General features: G+C 47.0%; 30 protein-coding genes. 29 read left to right on the top strand and 1 reads right to left on the bottom strand.

Annotated features, from left to right (window positions below):
• The 29 genes from rplD (at nucleotide 1) to carA (ending at nucleotide 16194) form a co-directional block, all read left to right on the top strand.
• On the top strand, nucleotides 1-630 hold the full coding sequence (gene rplD, locus ACFSUS_RS23005; RefSeq protein ID WP_381526251.1) for a 50S ribosomal protein L4: 630 nt from the start codon (nucleotides 1-3) through the stop codon (nucleotides 628-630).
• Nucleotides 631-634: 4 nt separating this feature from the next.
• Nucleotides 635-922: a 50S ribosomal protein L23 gene (gene rplW, locus ACFSUS_RS23010; protein WP_381526253.1), complete on the top strand. Its 288-nt coding sequence runs from the start codon at nucleotides 635-637 to the stop codon at nucleotides 920-922.
• 29 nt (nucleotides 923-951) lie between these two features.
• Complete coding sequence (rplB, locus tag ACFSUS_RS23015) at nucleotides 952-1776, top strand: 50S ribosomal protein L2 (protein WP_381526255.1); 825 nt, start codon at nucleotides 952-954, stop codon at nucleotides 1774-1776.
• A 9-nt stretch (nucleotides 1777-1785) separates the two neighbouring features.
• Nucleotides 1786-2064, top strand: a complete 279-nt coding sequence (rpsS, locus tag ACFSUS_RS23020; RefSeq protein WP_020600951.1) for a 30S ribosomal protein S19 — start codon at nucleotides 1786-1788, stop codon at nucleotides 2062-2064.
• Between the two features lie 85 nt (nucleotides 2065-2149).
• Nucleotides 2150-2542: a 50S ribosomal protein L22 gene (gene rplV / locus ACFSUS_RS23025; RefSeq protein WP_381526257.1), complete on the top strand. Its 393-nt coding sequence runs from the start codon at nucleotides 2150-2152 to the stop codon at nucleotides 2540-2542.
• A gap of 3 nt (nucleotides 2543-2545) precedes the next feature.
• Complete coding sequence (gene rpsC / locus ACFSUS_RS23030; RefSeq protein ID WP_381526259.1) at nucleotides 2546-3433, top strand: 30S ribosomal protein S3; 888 nt, start codon at nucleotides 2546-2548, stop codon at nucleotides 3431-3433.
• A 98-nt stretch (nucleotides 3434-3531) separates the two neighbouring features.
• Nucleotides 3532-3963, top strand: a complete 432-nt coding sequence (gene rplP / locus ACFSUS_RS23035; RefSeq protein ID WP_381526260.1) for a 50S ribosomal protein L16 — start codon at nucleotides 3532-3534, stop codon at nucleotides 3961-3963.
• Nucleotides 3964-3984: 21 nt separating this feature from the next.
• Complete coding sequence (gene rpmC, locus ACFSUS_RS23040; protein ID WP_381526261.1) at nucleotides 3985-4179, top strand: 50S ribosomal protein L29; 195 nt, start codon at nucleotides 3985-3987, stop codon at nucleotides 4177-4179.
• A 159-nt stretch (nucleotides 4180-4338) separates the two neighbouring features.
• Nucleotides 4339-4566 (top strand): 30S ribosomal protein S17, encoded by a 228-nt coding sequence (gene rpsQ / locus ACFSUS_RS23045; RefSeq protein ID WP_381526328.1) that lies wholly within the window; start codon nucleotides 4339-4341, stop codon nucleotides 4564-4566.
• Nucleotides 4567-4569: 3 nt separating this feature from the next.
• Nucleotides 4570-4938 carry a 50S ribosomal protein L14 gene (gene rplN, locus ACFSUS_RS23050; RefSeq protein ID WP_169550472.1) on the top strand — a complete coding sequence of 123 codons (369 nt, stop codon included), beginning with the start codon at nucleotides 4570-4572 and terminating at the stop codon, nucleotides 4936-4938.
• Between the two features lie 3 nt (nucleotides 4939-4941).
• Nucleotides 4942-5301: a 50S ribosomal protein L24 gene (gene rplX / locus ACFSUS_RS23055; protein WP_381526264.1), complete on the top strand. Its 360-nt coding sequence runs from the start codon at nucleotides 4942-4944 to the stop codon at nucleotides 5299-5301.
• A gap of 34 nt (nucleotides 5302-5335) precedes the next feature.
• Complete coding sequence (gene rplE / locus ACFSUS_RS23060; RefSeq protein WP_381526267.1) at nucleotides 5336-5890, top strand: 50S ribosomal protein L5; 555 nt, start codon at nucleotides 5336-5338, stop codon at nucleotides 5888-5890.
• Between the two features lie 21 nt (nucleotides 5891-5911).
• On the top strand, nucleotides 5912-6181 hold the full coding sequence (gene rpsN / locus ACFSUS_RS23065) for a 30S ribosomal protein S14 (RefSeq protein WP_077919287.1): 270 nt from the start codon (nucleotides 5912-5914) through the stop codon (nucleotides 6179-6181).
• Nucleotides 6182-6273: 92 nt separating this feature from the next.
• Complete coding sequence (gene rpsH / locus ACFSUS_RS23070; RefSeq protein WP_381526269.1) at nucleotides 6274-6672, top strand: 30S ribosomal protein S8; 399 nt, start codon at nucleotides 6274-6276, stop codon at nucleotides 6670-6672.
• A 13-nt stretch (nucleotides 6673-6685) separates the two neighbouring features.
• Nucleotides 6686-7243, top strand: a complete 558-nt coding sequence (gene rplF / locus ACFSUS_RS23075) for a 50S ribosomal protein L6 (protein WP_381526271.1) — start codon at nucleotides 6686-6688, stop codon at nucleotides 7241-7243.
• A 124-nt stretch (nucleotides 7244-7367) separates the two neighbouring features.
• Complete coding sequence (gene rplR / locus ACFSUS_RS23080; RefSeq protein WP_381526273.1) at nucleotides 7368-7721, top strand: 50S ribosomal protein L18; 354 nt, start codon at nucleotides 7368-7370, stop codon at nucleotides 7719-7721.
• A 3-nt stretch (nucleotides 7722-7724) separates the two neighbouring features.
• Complete coding sequence (gene rpsE / locus ACFSUS_RS23085) at nucleotides 7725-8243, top strand: 30S ribosomal protein S5 (protein ID WP_163941476.1); 519 nt, start codon at nucleotides 7725-7727, stop codon at nucleotides 8241-8243.
• 16 nt (nucleotides 8244-8259) lie between these two features.
• Complete coding sequence (gene rpmD, locus ACFSUS_RS23090; protein ID WP_381526282.1) at nucleotides 8260-8439, top strand: 50S ribosomal protein L30; 180 nt, start codon at nucleotides 8260-8262, stop codon at nucleotides 8437-8439.
• 95 nt (nucleotides 8440-8534) lie between these two features.
• A complete protein-coding gene (gene rplO / locus ACFSUS_RS23095) occupies nucleotides 8535-9011 on the top strand; it encodes a 50S ribosomal protein L15 (RefSeq protein WP_381526284.1) in 477 nt (158 codons plus the stop codon).
• A 31-nt stretch (nucleotides 9012-9042) separates the two neighbouring features.
• On the top strand, nucleotides 9043-10359 hold the full coding sequence (gene secY / locus ACFSUS_RS23100; protein WP_381526286.1) for a preprotein translocase subunit SecY: 1317 nt from the start codon (nucleotides 9043-9045) through the stop codon (nucleotides 10357-10359).
• 32 nt (nucleotides 10360-10391) lie between these two features.
• Nucleotides 10392-11204: a type I methionyl aminopeptidase gene (gene map / locus ACFSUS_RS23105; protein WP_381526330.1), complete on the top strand. Its 813-nt coding sequence runs from the start codon at nucleotides 10392-10394 to the stop codon at nucleotides 11202-11204.
• 7 nt (nucleotides 11205-11211) lie between these two features.
• Nucleotides 11212-11430, top strand: a complete 219-nt coding sequence (gene infA / locus ACFSUS_RS23110; RefSeq protein ID WP_381526289.1) for a translation initiation factor IF-1 — start codon at nucleotides 11212-11214, stop codon at nucleotides 11428-11430.
• Between the two features lie 11 nt (nucleotides 11431-11441).
• Entirely contained in the window at nucleotides 11442-11558 is a 117-nt protein-coding gene (ykgO, locus tag ACFSUS_RS23115; protein WP_009284800.1) for a type B 50S ribosomal protein L36, read from the top strand.
• Nucleotides 11559-11560: 2 nt separating this feature from the next.
• Nucleotides 11561-11938, top strand: coding sequence for a 30S ribosomal protein S13 (rpsM, locus tag ACFSUS_RS23120; RefSeq protein WP_077919279.1), 378 nt, complete (start codon nucleotides 11561-11563; stop codon nucleotides 11936-11938).
• 103 nt (nucleotides 11939-12041) lie between these two features.
• Nucleotides 12042-12437 carry a 30S ribosomal protein S11 gene (gene rpsK, locus ACFSUS_RS23125; protein WP_381526293.1) on the top strand — a complete coding sequence of 132 codons (396 nt, stop codon included), beginning with the start codon at nucleotides 12042-12044 and terminating at the stop codon, nucleotides 12435-12437.
• A gap of 80 nt (nucleotides 12438-12517) precedes the next feature.
• A complete protein-coding gene (gene rpsD, locus ACFSUS_RS23130) occupies nucleotides 12518-13123 on the top strand; it encodes a 30S ribosomal protein S4 (protein ID WP_381526295.1) in 606 nt (201 codons plus the stop codon).
• A 187-nt stretch (nucleotides 13124-13310) separates the two neighbouring features.
• Nucleotides 13311-14300: a DNA-directed RNA polymerase subunit alpha gene (locus ACFSUS_RS23135; RefSeq protein ID WP_381526297.1), complete on the top strand. Its 990-nt coding sequence runs from the start codon at nucleotides 13311-13313 to the stop codon at nucleotides 14298-14300.
• Nucleotides 14301-14360: 60 nt separating this feature from the next.
• A complete protein-coding gene (gene rplQ, locus ACFSUS_RS23140) occupies nucleotides 14361-15005 on the top strand; it encodes a 50S ribosomal protein L17 (protein WP_381526299.1) in 645 nt (214 codons plus the stop codon).
• Nucleotides 15006-15090: 85 nt separating this feature from the next.
• Nucleotides 15091-16194, top strand: a complete 1104-nt coding sequence (carA, locus tag ACFSUS_RS23145) for a glutamine-hydrolyzing carbamoyl-phosphate synthase small subunit (RefSeq protein WP_381526301.1) — start codon at nucleotides 15091-15093, stop codon at nucleotides 16192-16194.
• 25 nt (nucleotides 16195-16219) lie between these two features.
• On the opposite strand, the gene ACFSUS_RS23150 is transcribed toward carA, so the two are convergent.
• The gene (locus tag ACFSUS_RS23150; protein WP_381526304.1) at nucleotides 16220-20191 is read right to left on the bottom strand and encodes an AAA domain-containing protein; all 3972 of its coding nucleotides are present in this window, start codon (nucleotides 20189-20191) and stop codon (nucleotides 16220-16222) included.
• Between the last annotated feature and the right edge of the window lie 45 nt (nucleotides 20192-20236).

Genomic DNA, 20236 nt, shown 5'->3' on the forward strand with positions numbered 1-20236 from the left:
ATGGAAGTAATCGTATATAACAGCAAGGGCGAAGACACAGGCAAGAAGGTCACCCTTCCGGAAGAGGTTTTCGGTATCGAGCCGAACCAACACGCGATTTATCTCGACGTGAAACAATACCTGGCCAACCAACGTCAGGGAACGCACAAGGCGAAAGAGCGGGCCGAAAACGCGCACTCGACACGTAAACTGAAGAAGCAAAAAGGTACAGGTGGTGCCCGCGCCGGTAGCGCTAAGTCGCCAGTATTTGTTGGTGGTGGCACCATCTTCGGTCCCCGTCCCCGCGATTACAGCTTCAAATTAAACAAGAAGGTTAAGTCGCTGGCCCGTAGATCAGCTTTCGCCGTTAAAGCGCAGGCTAATAACATCTCAGTAATTGATAACATCGCTCTAGAAGCTCCTCGTACGAAAGATTACATCCAGTTCTTGAGTGACCTGAATGTAACCGGTCGTAAAACTCTTCTCATTCTGCCAGATGTAAACACGAATGTTGTTTTATCTAGCCGGAATGTGCAGAAAGCGAAGGTTACCACCGCTTCACAGGTTAATACCTATGATCTGATGAACGCCGACCAACTGCTGATTAGCGAAGAAGCTTTGTCAACCATTCAAACGTTGTTCGACAAATAATATCATGAGCGTACTGAAACGACCAATCGTCACCGAAAAGATGACGGGCCTTAACAAGCAGGGGAAGTATGCTTTTGAGGTTGAGCTAAAAGCGAATAAGCTCGAAATCGGTAAAGCCGTCGAAAAAATGTACGGTGTTAACGTTGAGTCTGTGCACACACTGCGGTCGCTGGGCAAAAAGCGTAGCAAGAACATTAACGGACGCGTTGTAACGGGGAAAACCCCAACTACCAAGAAAGCAATCGTAACGGTTGCAGAAGGCGAAGTAATCGATATCTACGCTGACCTGTAAACCAACATTGCTCTACCAATTATTCAGTCATGGGAGTTAAAAAACTAAGACCGATAACGCCAGGTACACGTTTCCGCGTGGCACCTGACTTTGCGGAACTAACAGCCTCCAAGCCAGAAAAAAGCCTGCTGGAGCCCATCAAGAGAACCGGTGGCCGGAACAACGAAGGTCACCGCACTATGCGCTACATTGGTGGAGGTCACAAGCGGCACTACCGCATCATTGACTTCAAGCGCGACAAAGTCGGCCAACCTGCCGAAGTTTTGACTGTAGAGTACGATCCAAACCGTTCAGCTCGTATCTCATTGGTACAGTATGCTGATGGTGAGAAGCGCTATATCATCGCTCCTCAGGGCATTACCGTTGGTCAGACCGTTATGTCTGGCGAAGGTTCTACACCTGATGTAGGTAACGCCATGCCGTTAAATGCTATGCCAATCGGTACAATTGTTCACAACATTGAACTGACGCCTGGTAAAGGTGGAGCTATGGCTCGCTCGGCTGGTACGTATGCTCAGTTAGTAGGTCGTGAAGATAAGTATGCTATTCTGCGTCTTCCTTCAGGCGAGACACGCCGGGTGTTGAGCGTATGCGTTGCTACAGTAGGTTCGGTATCGAACCCTGATCACATGAACGTTGTGATGGGTAAAGCTGGCCGAAACCGTTGGTTAGGTATTCGCCCTCGTACACGGGCTGTTGTGATGAACCCTGTCGATCACCCAATGGGTGGTGGTGAAGGCCGGGCATCTGGTGGTCACCCACGCTCGCGCAATGGCCAGTTCGCTAAAGGTCAAAAGACCCGTAAGAAGAACAAGGCATCGAACAGCATGATTATTAGCCGACGCAAAAAGTAACAGATAACAATGGCACGTTCACTTAAAAAAGGCCCATATATTGATTTTCGTCTGGACAACAAAGTGCAGGCGCAAAACGAATCGGGCAAGAAATCGGTCATCAAAACCTGGTCGCGTCGTTCGATGATTTCGCCAGATTTCGTAGGCCACACGTTTGCTGTTCATAACGGCAACAAGTTCATCCCGGTTTACGTCACCGAAAACATGGTAGGTCATAAACTGGGTGAGTTTTCACCAACGCGTAACTTCCGGGGGCACACCGCAAAGAAAGACAAGGGCAAACGATAAATCAGCTAACAGCCAACAGTTATCAATAGGTAACTGATAGCTGTTCGCTCCTAATCGCACCGGCGACCCGGTGATAACTGAAAAAATGGAAGCAGTAGCAAGACTTAGAGATGTGCCCACGTCGCCCCGTAAGATGCGGTTAATCGCCGACTTAATTCGTGGTCAGCGCGTTAGCCGGGCGTTGGGTTTATTGAAATATCAGCCGCAAGCCGGTGCCGCCGTATTGCAAAAAGTGCTGTTGTCGGCAGTTGCTAACTGGCAACAAAAAAATGAAGATGAGCGGATCGAAGACGCTGACTTATATGTAAAAACGATTTTTGTGGATGGCGGTCCGATGCTGAAGCGTTTGCGTCCGGCTCCTCAGGGGCGTGGTCACCGGATTCGTAAGCGGTCAAATCACATTACAATTGTGGTTGATAGCGCGGCTCAGTCTGCATTAACTCAGGTAGAAGAAACCACCCCTGAAAACGAACAATAAGAAATGGGACAAAAAATAAATCCAGTTGGCCTACGACTTGGCATTGTTCGGGGCTGGGAATCGAGCTGGTACGGCGGTAAAGAGTTTTCGGATAAACTCGTTGAAGACGAAAAAATCCGGAAATACGTAGCTGCTCGTATTCCGAAAGGAGCTATTGCTCGTGTAGTTATCGAGCGTACGCTGAAGCGTGTTACACTTACTATTCACACAGCTCGTCCGGGTATTGTGATTGGTAAAGGCGGTGGTGAAGTAGACAAGATCAAAGAAGAGCTGAAGAAGATCACGGGCAAAGATGTCCAGATCAATATCTTCGAGATTAAGCGTCCTGAAATCGATGCGAAACTTGTTGGAGAAGCGATTGCTCAGCAATTACAGGCACGTATTTCCTTCCGCCGTGCCATGAAGCAGGCTATCCAGTCAGCGATTCGTGTAGGTGCGCAAGGCATCAAAGTGAAAGTATCAGGCCGTTTAGGTGGGGCTGAAATCGCTCGTTCGGAGCAGTACAAAGAAGGTCGTGTTCCTCTTCATACACTCCGTGCTGATATTGATTACGCTATTTCGGAAGCGCAAACCGTCTACGGTAAAATCGGCATTAAGGTGTGGATCTTTAAAGGCGAAGTATACGGAAAGCGTGATTTATCACCAGCTGCTATGATGAGCCAGGCTCAAGCCGGCGAACGTACTGCTAGCGCAAACGATCGTGGTGAACGTCGTGGTCCACGTGGTGATCGCGATGGTAACGACCGTGGTGGACGCGGACGTGGTGATCGCGGTGGAAATGACCGTGGCGGTAACAATCGTGGCGGTGGCCAGGGTGGCAACCGTGGTGGTGGTAATAACCGCGGTGGTGGCCAGGGTGGCAACCGTGGCGGTGGAGGACCAAGACGATAAACGAGTTTTCGGTTTTCAGTTTGCAGTGTCGAATTTCTCTTGACAATTGCTTGTTAAACTGAAGCCCCCGAACTGCAAATTGTAGACTTCTTACAAAGATGTTACAGCCAAAAAGAACAAAATTCCGTAAGCAACATAAAGGGCGGATTCCAGGTATTGCATCACGCGGCCATGAAATCGCCTTCGGTACGTTTGGTATAAAATCATTGGAACCAGGTCGGATCACCGCCCGCCAGATTGAAGCTGCTCGTATATCTGTAACGCGGGCTATGAAACGTGAAGGCCAAGTTTGGATTCGCATTTTCCCCGACAAGCCAATTACCAAGAAGCCAGCCGAAGTACGGATGGGTAAAGGTAAAGGGGCTCCCGAGTATTGGGTAGCTGTAGTGAAGCCCGGCACGATTATGTTCGAAGCAACGGGCGTTGATTTAGCAACGGGTATGGAGGCCCTGCGCCTTGCCGCTCAGAAACTTCCCGTTCGGACCAAATTTGTGGTTCGGCGCGATTATCAGGAGCAAGGTGACGAGTAGTATCCTTAAGCGACGAACAAGATGAAAAAAGAAGATTTAAAAGGATTGTCGGCTGACGAATTGCGCACTGAAATTGGTGTAGAACAAGACCGTCTGCTGAAACTGAAATTTGCCCATGCGGTATCTCCTATTGAGAACCCTATGCGCATTCGCGAGAGTCGGAAACGGATTGCTCGCCTGCACACGGAATTGACGGCTAAATCAGGGCAAGCCTAATAAGACACGACGATGGAAGAGCAACAAGCACCAGCACCGCAGGCGGAAACCGAAACCCCAGCGGTCGTAGCACCAGAACAGCCGCAGGCAACAGCTACCCCAGCTTCAACAGCAGGTAGCTCAGAGTCGACGTCGGAGCGGAACGCACGTAAAGAGCGTATTGGTAAAGTGACCAGCAATAAAATGCAAAAGACAATCACTGTAGCCATTGACCGCAAAGTGAAGCACCCGTTGTACGGTAAGTTTCAGCATAAAACGAAGAAACTTACTGTTCACGATGAGAATAACGAATGTAACATTGGTGATACGGTTCGTGTGATGGAAACACGCCCGTTGAGCAAGAATAAGCGTTGGAGATTAGTCGAAATCATCGAAAAGGCTAAATAACACATGGTACAGCAAGAATCGAGATTAGGTGTAGCCGATAACAGTGGTGCGAAAGAAGTACTAGTTATCCGCGTCCTGGGCGGTACTGGCAAGCGTTATGCGTCAGTCGGTGACAAGATTGTCGTGACGGTGAAGCAAGCGCTGTCGTCCAGTAACATGAAAAAAGGTACGGTATCGAAAGCTGTTGTTGTTCGTACGAAGAAAGAGATACGCCGTAAAGACGGTTCGTATATTCGATTTGAAGATAATGCAGCCGTGCTGCTAAACAACAACGATGAGCCACGCGGTACTCGGATTTTCGGGCCTGTAGCCCGTGAATTACGCGAGAAGCAGTTCATGAAAATTGTATCGTTAGCCCCAGAGGTACTGTAAGCAATGGAAAAGAAAATAACGCTGCCAAAACACAAGTTCCATATCAAGAAAGGCGACACTGTCGTCGTGATTGGTGGTAACTCAAAGGGTCAGCGCGGTGTGGTGAAAGAAGTGATCGTAGAGAAAGATCGTGCTCGCGTTGAGGGCGTAGCTATGATTACCAAACACATGAAGCCAACAGCTTCTAATCCGCAGGGAAGCCTGGAAAAAACAGAAGGATCAATCCACATCAGCAATCTGAAAGTAATTGATCCTGCTACTGGTGAACCTACCCGCACGGGCCGTAAATTAAACGAGAAAGGAAAGTTGCAACGGTATTCGAAGAAGACCGGCAACTTTATCCCTGATCCGAGTCTTCGTTAAGATTCGTAAGTAACACCAGAAAAGGTCTAAGAAAATGGCAACGCCAAGACTGAAAGAAAAATACTTAAACGAGGTCGTACCTCAGTTGAAAGATAGATTCCAGTATAAGTCGGTTATGCAAGTACCGCGTCTGAGCAAGATCGTTATCAACAAAGGTATAGGAGCCGCTGTAGCTGATAAAAAGCTGGTAGATGTAGGTGTCGAAGAGTTAACGACCATTACTGGTCAGAAAGCTGTTCCGACACTGTCGAAAAAGGCTGTATCGAACTTCAAACTACGAGAGAAAATGCCTATTGGCGCTAAAGTAACTCTGCGTGGTGAGAAAATGTATGAATTCCTTGACCGCCTAACGACAGTATCACTGCCACGGGTTCGGGATTTCAAAGGCATTAGTGACAAAGGGTTTGATGGTCGTGGTAACTACACATTTGGTGTCCAGGAGCAGATTATTTTCCCTGAGATCAGCATCGATAAAGTAGCTCGGATTTCTGGAATGGATATCACGTTTGTGACGACTGCCAATTCCGATAACGAAAGCTATGAGTTACTGAAAGCAATGGGTATGCCATTCGCCAAGAGTGGCAAATAATAACCTATAAAAGCGTTAGACATGGCAAAAGAATCAATTAAAGCACGGGAGCGGAAACGTGAAGCGTTAGTAGCTAAATATGCTGCGAAGCGGGCTGCTCTGAAAGCCGCTGGTGATTACATTGGGCTTGACAAACTGCCCAAAAATGCATCACCTGTTCGTCTGCATAACCGTTGTAAGCTAACGGGTCGTCCAAGAGGATACATGCGTAAGTTCGGTATTTCGCGGGTTACCTTCCGTGAGATGGCATCAGCAGGTAAGATTCCTGGCGTAACTAAGGCAAGCTGGTAAGTTCCAGTTTATCATTTCAATTTGTAATTCAGTTTCCGTAATTTTGCGAACTTTCTTGGAAACAGGGGTTTGCAAGTAACGCAACGCTAAGAATGAATACAGATCCAATAGCAGATTTTCTGACTCGTATCAGAAACGCTATCCGGGCCAAGCACCGGGTTGTGGAAATTCCTGCTTCCAATATAAAGAAAGAAATTACGAAGGTTTTGTACGACAAAGGATACATCCAAAACTACAAGTTTGACGATAGCACTCCACAGGGTATTATAAAAATCGCTCTGAAGTACAACCCAACGACTAAGCAACCAGCTATCGTTGATTTACAGCGCATCAGCCGTCCAGGTTTGCGCCAGTATCGGGGTGCCGACAACCTGCCACGTATCCTGAATGGATTAGGGGTTGCTATCATCTCGACCTCTAAAGGTGTAATGACCGATAAAGAGGCAAAGACGTTGAATGTCGGTGGTGAGGTATTGTGTTACGTATATTAATCCGAACTGAACGATGTCACGCATAGGTAAGAAACCCATCGTCCTGCCCAGCAACGTTACGTTGTCTGTAGACGACCAGAATGTCGTTACGGTAAAAGGACCTAAAGGAACGCTGACCCAAACGATTGACCGGGATATTTCGGTAGCAGTCGAAGACGGGCAGATTCAAGTATCTCGCCCAACTGAACAGAAGCGTCATAAAGCGCTGCATGGTCTTTATCGGTCACTGGTTAACAATATGGTGACTGGTGTAAGCGAGGGCTTTAAGCTTGATCTTGAAGTAATCGGGGTTGGTTATAAAGCATCTGTAGCTAATAATGTTCTTGAATTGCAGCTTGGTTACTCACATAATGTGTACTTAGCTGTTCCGTCTGAAATCAAAGTAACAGCGGTAACCGAAAAAGGTCAAAACCCCAAAGTTTACCTTGAAGGGTCAGACAAGCAGCTTTTAGGTGATGTAGCGGCAAAGATTCGCTCGTTGCGTAAAGTTGAACCATACAAAGGCAAAGGTATCCGTTTTGTTGGCGAGCAAGTTCGTCGTAAAGCTGGTAAATCTTCGTCTAAGAAATAAGGTCATCAGGTTATCATTGATTGTCATTAGGTGATCATTCGTTGATCACAACAGATGGCAATTAATGACGAAGAATGACAATCAATGACAATTTAAATCGCCTATTTGGTTGGAATCAAATAAGATGGCAACGAATAAAAAAGCAAGAAGACAGCGGATTAAATTCGGCATACGTGCCAAACTATCTGGTACGGCTGAACGGCCCCGTCTATCAGTTTTCCGCTCTAACAAAGCGATCTACGCTCAACTCATTGATGATGTCGCTGGTAACACATTAGCATCGGCATCGTCAGTAGAATTGAAAAGCGAAGTAGAAGGCAACACCGTCGAAACAGCGAAGAAAGTTGGACAGCGGCTAGCCGAAAAAGCGATTGCCAAGAACATTGACGCCGTCGTGTTCGATCGCAACGGCTATTTGTATCACGGTAAAGTAAAAGCATTGGCCGACGCAGCCCGCGAGGGTGGCCTTAAGTTCTAAGCAATGAACACGAACGCAGCAAGACCGACAAAGTTTAACGAAGCCGACCTGAAAGAAAAGGTGGTGGCCATCAATCGTGTAGCGAAGGTGGTAAAGGGTGGTCGCCGGTTTAGTTTTTCGGCGATTGTCGTCGTCGGCGACGGAAATGGTGTTGTTGGATACGGGTTGGGCAAGGCCAACGAAGTAACCGACGCAATTGCCAAAGGGGTAGAAGACGCTAAGAAAAATCTAGTGCAGATTCCTTTATTGAAGCACACAGTGCCTCATGAGATGGAAGGTAAATTCAGTGGTGGCTTTGTCCTGCTGAAGCCAGCTGCTCCGGGTACAGGTGTAATTGCTGGCGGTGCTATGCGGGCTGTTTTAGAATCTGCTGGCGTCCGCGACGTATTGGCAAAATCTAAAGGTTCGTCAAATCCTCACAACGTAGTGAAAGCTACGCTTGATGCCCTGCTGAAAATGCGCTTACCTCATCAGGTGGCTTTCCAGCGTCAAGTGAGTTTGGCAAAGGTTTTCAACGGTTAAAATAGGAGCAAAAGACATGGCACGAGTACGCATCACGCAGGTCAAAAGCACCATTGACCGTCCGCAAACACAAAAGAACGCTATCAAGTCGTTAGGCTTGGGTAAAATCAACCGGAGTGTTGAGTTAGAATATAATGATGCCTTACGTGGAGCAATCAGTAAGGTACAACATTTAGTAAAGGTTGAAGAAATTTAAGTATCTTTGCGATTCTTTTGGTTATCATACCAGCGTAGCTAAGAGTTTACGTTGAGTTGAGAGGCCAAAAGAATCATCTTTTTAACTATACAACAATGAATTTAAGCAACCTTAGACCGGCAAAAGGTTCCGTCAGAGAGCGCAAGCGAGTCGGACGCGGGCAAGGCTCAGGCATGGGTGGTACATCCACGCGGGGGCACAAAGGAGCGCAATCGCGCTCAGGTTACAGCCAGAAAACACACTTTGAAGGTGGTCAAATGCCGTTACAACGTCGTGTTCCTAAATTTGGCTTTAAGAATATTAACCGCGTCGAATACAAGCCTTTGAACCTTGATTCTATCCAGGCATTGGTTGACGAAACTAAGGTTACTGTGGTAGATATGGACTTCATGCTTCAGCATGGGTTAGTTAGTAAAAAGGATTTGGTGAAAGTTTTGAGCCGGGGCGAGTTAACTTCGGCCGTCGAGATTCATGCTCATGCTTTTTCTGCAAGCGCTAGAGAAGCGATTGAGAAAGCAGGAGGTAAGGCAATTGTGCCAACCAAACAAGCGAAAGAGGAAGCTGCTAACTAAGTTGTGAGCACGGCAAAAGCCGACCTATCCTATGAACCGACTCATCACCACGTTTAAGAATATTTTTGCAATTGACGAGTTGCGGAGTCGAATCCTCAACACGCTGTTATTTATTACGGCGTTTCGTCTTGGCTCGGCTATTGTATTGCCAGGCGTTGATCCTAATAAACTAAACTTAAATCCGCAAGGGTTACTAGGTTTATTAGATACGTTTTTAGGCGGTGCATTCAGTAAAGCGTCGATTTTTGCTCTAGGCATCATGCCTTACATTTCGGCATCGATCGCTATACAGTTACTTACTTTGGCTCTGCCTTATTTCCAAAAGATGCAGAAAGAAGGTGAGTCAGGGCGCAAACGGTTGAACCAGATAACACGAGTACTTACTATTGGTGTTACAGCAGTACAGGCAGTAACGTATATTAATACGACTATTCCTACTGATGCTCTGTTAATTGATCGAGGACTGTTCACTATTTCATCTTTGTTTATCCTTACCTCTGGTACCATATTTTGTATGTGGTTAGGTGAACGGATTACCGACAAAGGTATTGGTAACGGTATCTCAATGATTATTATGATCGGTATCGTTTCTCGGCTTCCAGGCGCCATTATTGGTGAACAACAGTCGAGAGGATCAGGAGGAATATTGATCTTCGTACTTGAGTTAGTAGGACTGTACTTTGTGGTAATGGGAGCGGTCGTGCTGACGCAAGCTGTTCGACGTATCCCTATTCAGTATGCTAAGCAAGTTATAGGTAATAAAGTAGTTGGGGGACAGCGTCAGTACTTGCCTTTGAAATTGAATGCTGCAGGTGTAATGCCAATTATTTTTGCACAAGCCCTTATGTTCATTCCAACATACGTGGCTGGTCTTTTCGCAGAGAAAAGCGATTTTGCAGCTAGTGTCCAAAACGTGTTCCAGAGCTACACAACATGGCAGTATAATGTACTGTTTGCACTTCTGATTATAATCTTCACTTTCTTCTACACAGCTATTTCGGTGAATCCAACCCAAATTGCTGATGACATGAAGCGAAGTGGTGGTTTTATTCCAGGAGTGAAGCCAGGTATCCAGACTTCGGAATACATTGGGACTGTGCTAGACAGAATTACGTTACCCGGCGCTATAATGTTAGCTATCGTTGCGATTTTACCTGCTATCGCCAATTTACTAGGAATGACCAGTGGCTTTGCCCAGTTCTTTGGTGGGACGTCGTTGTTGATTATGGTTGGTGTGGTGCTTGATACGTTACAGCAGGTTGAAAGTTACTTGCTCATGCGCCGTTACGAAGGGCTAATGAAATCTGGTCGAGTGCAAGGTCGGACAAATGAGACAGTAGCAGCTTAATTCGCATGTCAGGTTCTGATAAGAAAGATAAGATGATTTATGTCAGAAGCGATGAGGAAATTGCTCTGATAAAGGTCAGTGCGCAGGTACTTGGAAAAGCACATGCCGAAGTTGCAAAACTAATTCGGCCTGGTGTTACAACAAAGGAACTTGATACAGTCGCCGAAACGTTTATTAAAGATAACGGTGGCTCTCCATCTTTCTTAGGTTATAATAAATTTCCTGCTTCACTTTGTATCTCTGTGAACGATGTAGTAGTTCATGGATTTCCTAGCCGCTACGAGCTTCGCGATGGCGATATTATATCTATCGATTGCGGAGTGAAGTTAAACGGGTACCATAGCGATAGTGCATATACATACCCTGTTGGGGATGTAAGTCCGGCCGTACGCCGGTTGCTGACAAGAACTAAAGAGTCACTTTACATTGGCTTGGAAAAGGCAGTAGATGGTGGCAGAATTGGGGATATTGGCTATGCCATTCAAAGCTATACAGAGAAGTTTGGTTATTCAGTGGTTCGAGAATTAGTGGGACATGGGGTTGGTCAAAACCTGCACGAAGCACCTGAAGTACCCAATTATGGGAAGCGTGGTCAAGGTCCGAAATTACGTGAAGGTATGATTCTGGCCATTGAGCCGATGATTAACTTTGGCAAGAAAGGCATTGTACAGGAGCGTGATGGCTGGACAATCCGTACGGTTGATCGTAAGCCATCAGCTCACTTTGAACATACGGTGGCTGTACGTAAAGGCAAGCCTGAGATTTTGACAACCTTTGAATATATAGAAGCAGTCACCGCGAACACGAGCCTGATGGTCGAAACACCGGAACTGATGGCAGCATAAAGCGAACATGGCAAAGCAGAATTCTATAGAGCAGGATGGCGTAATTTTGGAAGCATTATCGAATGCAATGTTCCGGGTTGAACTGGTAAACAAGCACGAAGTAATTGCTCATATTTCGGGTAAGATGCGGATGAACTACATCAAAATTTTACCTGGAGATCGCGTTAAGTTAGAGATGTCGCCTTATGATTTAAGTAAGGCGAGGATTGTTTATCGGTATAAATAACATAAGGAACCATGAAAGTCAAAGCGTCGATTAAGAAGCGCAGCGAAGACTGCATTGTGATCCGTCGGAAAGGGAAACTGTACGTGATCAATAAAAAGAATCCCCGTTACAAACAAAGACAAGGTTAAGCATGGCACGTATTGCAGGTGTTGATATTCCAGACAAGAAGCGTGGTGAGATTGCGCTGACATACATCTACGGCATTGGTCGTAGCCGGGCTAAAAAAATTCTAACCGATGCTGGTATTAGCGTTGATAAGAAAGCCAGTGAGTGGTCAGACGATGAAGCCAGTGCTGTACGTAACGCCATCTCTAGTGAATACAAAGTAGAGGGTCAGCTACGCTCAGAAGTGCAGTTGAGCATCAAACGGTTGATGGACATTGGTTGCTACCGTGGGCTCCGGCACCGGAAAGGGTTGCCAGTTCGTGGTCAGCATACTAAAAACAACTCCCGTACCCGGAAAGGTAAGCGGAAGACAGTTGCTAACAAGAAGAAAGTAACTAAGTAATTAATTGGTCGTTCAGCGTTGTTAGGAGCACTTGCAGTCACTTAACTATACAGGTGACAACTAGTGAAAGCCGACATCATTTTGACGATTACCTCTAAAAACAATGGCTCAAGCAAAACGCAAAGACAAAGCGAAAAAGCGGGTAGTAGTTGTTGAATCGGTTGGCCAGGTGCACATCCGGGCTACGTTCAACAATATTATCATTTCGATCACCAACATGAACGGCCAGGTTATTTCCTGGGCGTCGGCTGGTAAAATGGGTTTCCGTGGTTCTAAAAAGAACACGCCTTATGCCGCCCAGACAGCCGCTCAAAACTGTGCTACCGTTGCCCATGATTTGGGTATGCGGAAAGCCGAAGTGTTTGTGAAAGGTCCAGGATCAGGCCGTGAGTCGGCCATCCGTACCATTCAGAACTCAGGTATCGAAGTTACCACAATCCGTGACATTACTCCGCTGCCGCACAATGGGTGTCGGCCGCCAAAACGTCGTCGCGTATAATTTACGGATGGCATGAATAGGGGCAGGCGACATTAAGTTGTGTCTGTCCAATGTTTCACAATTATTCATTCATTGAACGAATGGCACGTTATATTGGGCCAAAAGCCAAAATTTCGCGTAAGTTCGGTGAGCCTGTTTTAGGCCCCAGCAAAGCGCTACAAAAGAAAAACTACGGACCGGGTATGCACGGTCGAGGCCGTAAGCGGAAGCAGTCTGAATACGCCCTCCAACTGCTCGAGAAGCAGAAAGTAAAATATACATACGGCATTTTGGAGCGCCAGTTCCGTGCCTTATTCCATCGTGCTCAGGTTCGCGAAGGTATTACGGGTGAAAACCTGCTGAAATTGTGTGAAGCACGTTTAGATAACACCGTATACCGCTTAGGTATCGCTTCGTCACGTCGGGCTGCTCGTCAGCTGGTATCACACAAGCACATTATTGTGGATGGCGAAGTAGTGAATATTCCTTCGTATTCATTGAAGCCTGGTCAATTGATTGGCGTCCGTGAGAAATCTAAATCGTTGGAAGCCGTATCGTCGAGCTTGTCAGCCCGGAACACGAAGCGTTATAACTGGGTTGAGTGGGATGGTCAGCAAATGACGGGTAAGTTTATCAGCTACCCTGAGCGGGATCAGATTCCAGAGAATTTCAATGAACAGGCTATCGTCGAATTGTATTCGAAGTAATCGGGCTGGCGGAACTCCTTGGGTTCTGCCGCCTTTACTATAGAGTTAACGGTTATTACGTTTTCAGTTTTTGGTTAGAAGTGCTTACATAGATGCTTTTCCAACTGAAAACTTTCAACTAAAACTGGAAACTCATATTTGAGTCTTCACGCCAAGGCAGAGAACTGCTGTAAACAATACGAAACGTATGTCAATTTTAGCGTTCCAAATGCCCGACAAAGTCGTAGTGGAGAAAGCCGACGACTTTCACGGGGTGTTTGAATTCAAACCCCTTGAAAAAGGATACGGTGTAACAATCGGTAACGCGCTTCGGCGTATTTTGCTGTCATCATTGGAAGGTTACGCTATTACAAGCGTAAAGTTTCCTGGTGTGTTGCACGAGTTTTCTTCTATCGAGGGCGTAGTTGAAGACGTGACGGAGATCATCTTGAACCTGAAAATGGTTCGTTTTAAGAAGATCAACGACATGGTTGACAACAAGATCACGGTAAATATTAAGAAGCAATCGGTCCTGAAGGCCGGTGATATATCTAAGTTCTCGCCATCGTTTGAAGTGCTTAATCCTGAATTGGAGATCTGCCACATCGACGATACGCGTGACTTAGAGATGGAAATTTTCGTGGAAAAAGGCCGCGGCTATGTTCCGGCTGACGAACCACGAGCCAATGAGCTGCCGTTTGGCCACATCCCAATTGACGCTATTTACACACCTATCAAAAATGTGAAATACAGCGTTGAAAATACCCGGGTTGAGCAGAAAACGGACTATGAGCGCTTGCTGCTAGATATTGAGACGGATGGATCGATCCACCCAGAAGAGGCTCTAAAGGGTGCCGCTTATATCTTGATTCAGCACTTCATGCTGTTCTCGGATCAAACGATGACTTTTGAGACGACCAAGCCAGAGGAAGAAAATGTGGTGGATGAGGAAGTACTGCACATGCGCAAACTTCTGAAAACGTCGCTGGCTGATCTGGATCTGTCGGTTCGTGCTTACAACTGTCTTAAGTCGGCAGATGTTCGGACACTTGGTGACCTTGTTCGCCTGGAGATTTCGGACATGATGAAGTTCCGTAACTTTGGTAAGAAGTCGCTGACGGAGCTTGAGCAATTAGTTGCTGAGAAGAATTTGACGTTCGGCATGGATGTCGCTAAGTATAGACTAGACGAAGATTAATCGCTATCGACTGGCGCGTCAGTTGTGAAATTCACGCGCCGGTTTTGATTAACCAAAACAATGAGACACGGTAAAAAAGATAACCACCTAAGCCGGACGCACTCGCACCGCGAAGCGATGTTGCAGAACATGGCGTCGTCGCTTATCCTGCATAAGCGTATTGAGACGACAGTTGCGAAGGCGAAAGAACTCCGCAAGTTTGTGGAGCCTATTCTGACTCGGGCCAAAGACGATACGTACCAGAATCGTCGGGTCGTGTTCCAGTCGTTGAACGATAAAGAAACGATGAAAGAACTGTTCGGAACAGTGGCCGATAAAATCGCCAGTCGTCCGGGTGGTTACACGCGTATCATCAAATTAGGTAACCGTTTGGGTGACAATGCCCAAACCTGCCTCATCGAATTGGTTGACTTCAACGAGGTGCTGATTGCTGCTGCTGCCGAAAAAGCATCTGCTGCTACCAAAACGCGCCGAAGCCGTCGCGGTAGTTCAGCAAGCCGCCAGGGCGTTGCTACGACCACTGAAGCTGCTCCTGTTGCTGAAGTTACAGAAGTAGAAGCTACGCCTGCTGTAGAAGCAACAACTGAAGAAAGTCCTGTTGCTGAGGCCGCTCCTGTTGCTGTAGATACCACAACGGAAGCACCTGCTGATGAAACGCCATCTGCCCCTGAAGCATCGGCCGACGACGAAACTAAGCAGAGCTAATGACGAAGTCGTCGTTCATACAAAATTGGGGTTAACCGTTATGGGTTAGCCCTTTTTTTTAGTCTTTTCTAGTCAAAACGTACTTATGAAACATACGCAGCAACCCGAAGCTCTGCTGGTTTTACAAGATGGCTCGGTGTATCGAGGGCTGGCCCTTGGAAAGATTGGTACAGCTGGTGGCGAAATCTGCTTTAACACCGGCATGACCGGCTATCAGGAGATTTACACAGACCCCTCGTATTACGGGCAAGTTATTATTAATACGACCTCTCACATTGGTAACTACGGGGTTCTAAACAACGCCGAACAAGAGTCAAGTGGAGTGAAAATCCGCGGAATGGTTTGTAATTTTTTCTCAAACATCCATTCGCGTTATACGGCTGATGGTTCTCTTCAAGACTACTTCGAACGGGCGAATATTGTGGGAATTCACGGGGTTGACACACGGCAGCTTGTTCGATACATTCGCTCGAAGGGCGTAATGAACTGCATTATCTCATCGGAGATTCTTGACCCTGCTGTGTTGTTAGCTGAATTACAAAAAGTGCCTAATATGGAAGGGCTTGAATTATCGTCGGAGGTTTGTACCAAAGAGTCTTACGAGCAAGGAGATCCCGAAGCTAAATTACGCGTTGCTGTACTAGATCTGGGCGTTAAGCGTAGTATTCTAAGTAATTTTAACGAGCGCGGGGTGTTCTGTAAAGTTTTCCCAGCTCGTACGCCATACAATGAGTTGGCGGACTGGAAGCCTAACGGCTATTTTATCGCCAATGGCCCAGGGGACCCTGCTGCCATGCCTTACGCGGTTGAGACGGTTAAGCAAGTCTTGGACGAGGAAAAGCCTGTATTTGGCATTTGCCTGGGCCATCAGATCTTATCGCTGGCTAGTGGCATTTCAACGTATAAAATGCATAATGGACACCGTGGCCTTAACCATCCCGTTAAGAATTTGATTACTGGTCATTGTGAAATTACATCGCAAAATCACGGGTTCGCCGTTCGCGCGGAAGAAGTGCTGGATCACGCAAACGTTGAGCTAACACACGTAAACCTGAATGATAAGACTATTGAAGGAATTCGTCGGAAAGATAAGCCCGCGTTCTCCGTACAGTACCACCCGGAGTCATCTCCAGGACCGCACGATTCGAGGTATTTGTTTGATCAGTTTGTTGGAATGATGAAAGAGTAAGAGATAGCCCGGAAATGTTTCCGGGCTATTTTTTTATGTCAGCTTTTCGCCAAAACTCCCGGCTCCAGATGCGTTGGAACATCCACTTGCGCGAACGCAGAGAAACCGGTAAGTACGCATGAGCTTGTTTCGTACTTTGCTGGTAGTAGCTGTCATCATCAGTCAAAATCAAAGACCGATAACTGTTGGCGTCTTTGACAGTTAAATCGGCAAAGGGAAGCTCTGGCTGCCAGTTTGAATGACTAATTCGAAGTTTGTCTTTCAGCAGCGAAGCAGAAGGCAACGTCGCGTTAAGTCTAGGCCTTAAAACGAACCGTTCTTGAGCTACGTCAAGGGCATAATGCAAATAAGCTTTCAAGAGCTTGGGGCCTTCATTGGCTGTATTATCAACGGTTAATTCGTTGGGCCACAGACTTGTAATAACATAAATACGTTCGCGGGCTCTAGTAATGGCTACGTTCAAGCGGTTTCCGCCCCCAGCTGCATTTAGGCTACCAAATTGCATGGCTAATCGTCCACGTTCGTCGGGTGCATAACCAATCGAAAAAATGATGATATCGCGTTCATCTCCCTGTACGTTCTCAATGTTCTTTACAAATAGCCCTTCTTCAACAGATAGTTTATAAAAAGGCCCTTCCTGACTATTGAACGATTCGTCTAACATATCCTGAATGAGCTGCTGTTGCGGATAATTAAACGTAACGATACCTACAGAACGGCCTGGAAGCTCAGTGGCCGATTGGCTGAGAATTTCTAGAACAGCTTCGGCCTCCGCTCGATTCGTGTTTTGCTGCCAAGTACCTTTAACGTTCAGATAACGAATAGCGGGTTCATGGTGATTAATGTCGTCGTAGTGCGGAAGTAAGGATAGTCTGTTTCCGTAAAAGTGTTGATTTGAGAATGTAATCAGGTCGAGCGAACGACTACGATAATGCTCGGTTAACGAAACTTGTGGTAGGTATTGAGCCGCTAATTCCAGTAGTGATTCTGCTTCCAGAGCAGCTGGCGTTTCGTCGTCTGCTTCTGGTTCGCCTAGCCGTGTTCGGTATAAATCACTCGGCCGCAACTGCTGATTATCGCCAGTTACAACCACTTGTTTTCCCCGTGCTATTGCCGGTACTCCATTTTCGGCAAAGCACTGAGAGGCTTCGTCGAAAATGACCAAGTCAAATAAATCATCCTGGAGCGGAAATAATGCAGAGACTGATTCGGGAGAGGCCAGCCAGCACGGAACCAATTTGAATAGCTCACTGGCAAATGCTTCAAGAAGTTTACGGACGGGCCAGACGTTTCGTTTCTTTGTTGTCTGATGCAGCAAATCTCGGTAAGTCACTACGTTGTTGAGCCGATTATAGGCGAGGTTACGGTACGTTTGCTCACGTAATTTCACAAGCAAAATATCACGGCTCAACATCTGCTTACGCTCAACGCTGGTTTGTAATGCCTGCTCCAACTGACTCATTTTAAGCGATGATACACTACGGAGCTCCGGATGCTGACGTTCGAGATGATTGAGCCACGTTAAGCGAAGGGAATTCAGAAACAGTTCATTCCAGCTAGCAGGAGGCCTATCGAGCAAACGTTCAAGTACGGTTCGTTCGACTACTGAAAAGCCTTCCTGGAGGCAATCTGCTTCAACGAGCAAATCAAAGTCTCGCCGTAACGATTGCTGAAGCTCGTGAACGCACCTATCGTCTTGCCAGATACAAGTAACTTGACTATCAGTTAGATACTGTTGACTAACCAATTGTTGCTCCTGTAAGTCTTTAGCTCTAGCTAATATTACGTTTATAGCATCTCTAAACTGCTGGGGTGTCTGATAAAGTGAGTCAGGTAGATGGCGTAAGGGCTGTGAATCGTTGATGCGCTCCATTACGTGCTGGGCTCGACGCAGCAGCTCCAGGCTGTCGGGCGTAATGGTCAGGGGCAGGTCATCAAGGATAGCTTTAACTTTCTGCTCAACCGTGTCGAGTACAATGCGTTTCTGAATCTTGTTCTTGAGTATGTGCAGATCCCCTTCGGACAGGGTTAGTCCGTTGGCGGCTATTACCCGTTGAAGTTGCATTTTGCCGGGGTTGGTGAGTTGCCACCAATTCCACTGAATCCAGGATGGACGGGTAGCCAGGGCATCATTCAACAACGTATTAAAACTACTGACGTCGTCGGTTGCCAGCGAAAGTTCAGGGCCAGGAGCGGCCAGCGTAGTTTGCCATGACGATGCTACGTGCTCGTAGTAAGCATCACTAACGGATAGGGCGGGATGCGCTGGGTTGACTCTGAAATGCTTGATCAGCCTCCAGAGAGCAGCGACATCTGGAGTATCGATCAAGGTTAGCAAGGCTGTTAATTCCCAGTCATGCTGTTGCCAGTCGGCTAGTTCATTGAGAGAGAGGGGACGACCTAACAAATGAGTCAACTGCTCGTTGGTAATGGTTCTGGTGCGTGCCCAGTTAACGAGTGTCTGGTCAATTTTGGGTAAATCAGAATTTGAGAAAGGCGCGAAATTAACGCGATCACTCCACGAATGCGTTGGCCCAAGCTGCTGCTGATACATTGCGTAATCAACCAGCCGACGAACAAAGTTATCCACAGTGGCCATGTGGAGTTGTTGATAAACATCGTCCAGCGGAATGACCGGCTCGTTTGGATTACTAGTCAGGTATAGTTCTTTGGGCGAAACGCCACAAACGCTGGTATCAAATAACGCGTCTTTGAATGTTTGCAGGTAAGTAACCGTTTCATCGATTTGGCGGCTCTCAATATCGAAATCACGTTCGAGCAATACAGTGTTTAAACTGTTGTTTTGCTGGCGATAGGTATCAATTTGCTCAATCTGTTTGGCAATCTGGTTGTATACAGCCCGTCGGTCTTCCTGGAAGTCGTGAATGAGCGCCACAAATGGGGTCATGCCTACTGCCTCCAGCCGCTTTTGCACCACGTCGAGTGCGGCTCGCTTCTGACACACCAGCAACACGCGTTTACCAGAAGCAGCCGCGTCGGCCATCAGGTTTGCTATCAACTGCGATTTACCTGTGCCGGGTGGCCCCTGAACTACTAACGATTGGCCAGCTTTGACTGCTCGAATAGCCACCTCCTGGGAGGCATCCATCAGTAGGGGAGTGTGTAAATTTCTCTCAAGGATAGTAACCGGAGAGGAGCGGAAATCGAAGTCGTCCGGCGCTACGTCATCGGTGAACAGTCGATCACTTTCGGCTATTCGCTCAATCAAAGCATCATAGTCGGGCACCAGATATGATCCGGCCTGGGGAAAGATGCCTAAAACCGCTTCGGGATATAGCTTCAACTCTCCGGTACGCTCTAGTTGACCGAGGTCTTTAGCTGTTAATTTGTTGAAAAGCTGAAGTCGGTCGCTGAATAGATCCTGATTGAAATTGATTTCGAGTGGGCTCTCTTTTAACCATTCATACAGCTGGGTACGAAACACTAAGGGGTCTTTATCGTAATCATCTACGTTTTTTTCAATGACCTCATCCGGTAGTTTAACCTGGTTGAACTGACCGTAGGCTAACGCTAAGGTTGGATTCAAAAAGGCCAGTTCGTCACCCCGTCGGTTAAGTTTCCAGAATTTACCTTGCTGTTCAATCTGTACGGGAAAAAAAAGCAGCGGCCCGTGGATGACGGTCTCGTCCAAAAATTTTCCCCGTACGAATGGCCAGCCGACGTATAAATCTTCTGTACCGCGTTCTTCTTCAATAAAACGGGCGGTTCGGTCGATCCGGCGGAGTTTACGGCTAACCTCATTACTGCGTTCCTGCCGGGCATCGAGCACTTCACAAAGAGAAACTGACGGTCTTCGCCCAATCAGATCGGCGACTACCGAAAACGAAGCTCTGTTAAGTAGAAAATCCGTTTCATGCAGGTCTATAAACTGATCCGCTGGCAGGCTCGTCAGCAACAGCGACCGATTGCGGCTGCTAAGATTGGTTAAACGTCGGCGAAAGGTTTTAAGAACGGAGGGTTGTACCGGAATTTTCACAGTGTTAGAAAGATTGCCAGGAGTATAACGCAATAAGCCAAAAAT

Origin of the sequence: Spirosoma soli (assembly GCF_042684525.1) — a bacterium.
GTDB classification, from domain to species: domain Bacteria; phylum Bacteroidota; class Bacteroidia; order Cytophagales; family Spirosomataceae; genus Spirosoma; species Spirosoma soli.

Coding starts and splice junctions, on each gene's coding strand:
- rplD (WP_381526251.1), top strand. CDS start 1: ATGGAAGTAATCGTATATAACAGCAAGGGCGAAGACACAGGCAAGAAG.
- rplW (WP_381526253.1), top strand. CDS start 635: ATGAGCGTACTGAAACGACCAATCGTCACCGAAAAGATGACGGGCCTT.
- rplB (WP_381526255.1), top strand. CDS start 952: ATGGGAGTTAAAAAACTAAGACCGATAACGCCAGGTACACGTTTCCGC.
- rpsS (WP_020600951.1), top strand. CDS start 1,786: ATGGCACGTTCACTTAAAAAAGGCCCATATATTGATTTTCGTCTGGAC.
- rplV (WP_381526257.1), top strand. CDS start 2,150: ATGGAAGCAGTAGCAAGACTTAGAGATGTGCCCACGTCGCCCCGTAAG.
- rpsC (WP_381526259.1), top strand. CDS start 2,546: ATGGGACAAAAAATAAATCCAGTTGGCCTACGACTTGGCATTGTTCGG.
- rplP (WP_381526260.1), top strand. CDS start 3,532: ATGTTACAGCCAAAAAGAACAAAATTCCGTAAGCAACATAAAGGGCGG.
- rpmC (WP_381526261.1), top strand. CDS start 3,985: ATGAAAAAAGAAGATTTAAAAGGATTGTCGGCTGACGAATTGCGCACT.
- rplN (WP_169550472.1), top strand. CDS start 4,570: ATGGTACAGCAAGAATCGAGATTAGGTGTAGCCGATAACAGTGGTGCG.
- rplX (WP_381526264.1), top strand. CDS start 4,942: ATGGAAAAGAAAATAACGCTGCCAAAACACAAGTTCCATATCAAGAAA.
- rplE (WP_381526267.1), top strand. CDS start 5,336: ATGGCAACGCCAAGACTGAAAGAAAAATACTTAAACGAGGTCGTACCT.
- rpsN (WP_077919287.1), top strand. CDS start 5,912: ATGGCAAAAGAATCAATTAAAGCACGGGAGCGGAAACGTGAAGCGTTA.
- rpsH (WP_381526269.1), top strand. CDS start 6,274: ATGAATACAGATCCAATAGCAGATTTTCTGACTCGTATCAGAAACGCT.
- rplF (WP_381526271.1), top strand. CDS start 6,686: ATGTCACGCATAGGTAAGAAACCCATCGTCCTGCCCAGCAACGTTACG.
- rplR (WP_381526273.1), top strand. CDS start 7,368: ATGGCAACGAATAAAAAAGCAAGAAGACAGCGGATTAAATTCGGCATA.
- rpsE (WP_163941476.1), top strand. CDS start 7,725: ATGAACACGAACGCAGCAAGACCGACAAAGTTTAACGAAGCCGACCTG.
- rpmD (WP_381526282.1), top strand. CDS start 8,260: ATGGCACGAGTACGCATCACGCAGGTCAAAAGCACCATTGACCGTCCG.
- rplO (WP_381526284.1), top strand. CDS start 8,535: ATGAATTTAAGCAACCTTAGACCGGCAAAAGGTTCCGTCAGAGAGCGC.
- secY (WP_381526286.1), top strand. CDS start 9,043: ATGAACCGACTCATCACCACGTTTAAGAATATTTTTGCAATTGACGAG.
- map (WP_381526330.1), top strand. CDS start 10,392: ATGATTTATGTCAGAAGCGATGAGGAAATTGCTCTGATAAAGGTCAGT.
- infA (WP_381526289.1), top strand. CDS start 11,212: ATGGCAAAGCAGAATTCTATAGAGCAGGATGGCGTAATTTTGGAAGCA.
- ykgO (WP_009284800.1), top strand. CDS start 11,442: ATGAAAGTCAAAGCGTCGATTAAGAAGCGCAGCGAAGACTGCATTGTG.
- rpsM (WP_077919279.1), top strand. CDS start 11,561: ATGGCACGTATTGCAGGTGTTGATATTCCAGACAAGAAGCGTGGTGAG.
- rpsK (WP_381526293.1), top strand. CDS start 12,042: ATGGCTCAAGCAAAACGCAAAGACAAAGCGAAAAAGCGGGTAGTAGTT.
- rpsD (WP_381526295.1), top strand. CDS start 12,518: ATGGCACGTTATATTGGGCCAAAAGCCAAAATTTCGCGTAAGTTCGGT.
- ACFSUS_RS23135 (WP_381526297.1), top strand. CDS start 13,311: ATGTCAATTTTAGCGTTCCAAATGCCCGACAAAGTCGTAGTGGAGAAA.
- rplQ (WP_381526299.1), top strand. CDS start 14,361: ATGAGACACGGTAAAAAAGATAACCACCTAAGCCGGACGCACTCGCAC.
- carA (WP_381526301.1), top strand. CDS start 15,091: ATGAAACATACGCAGCAACCCGAAGCTCTGCTGGTTTTACAAGATGGC.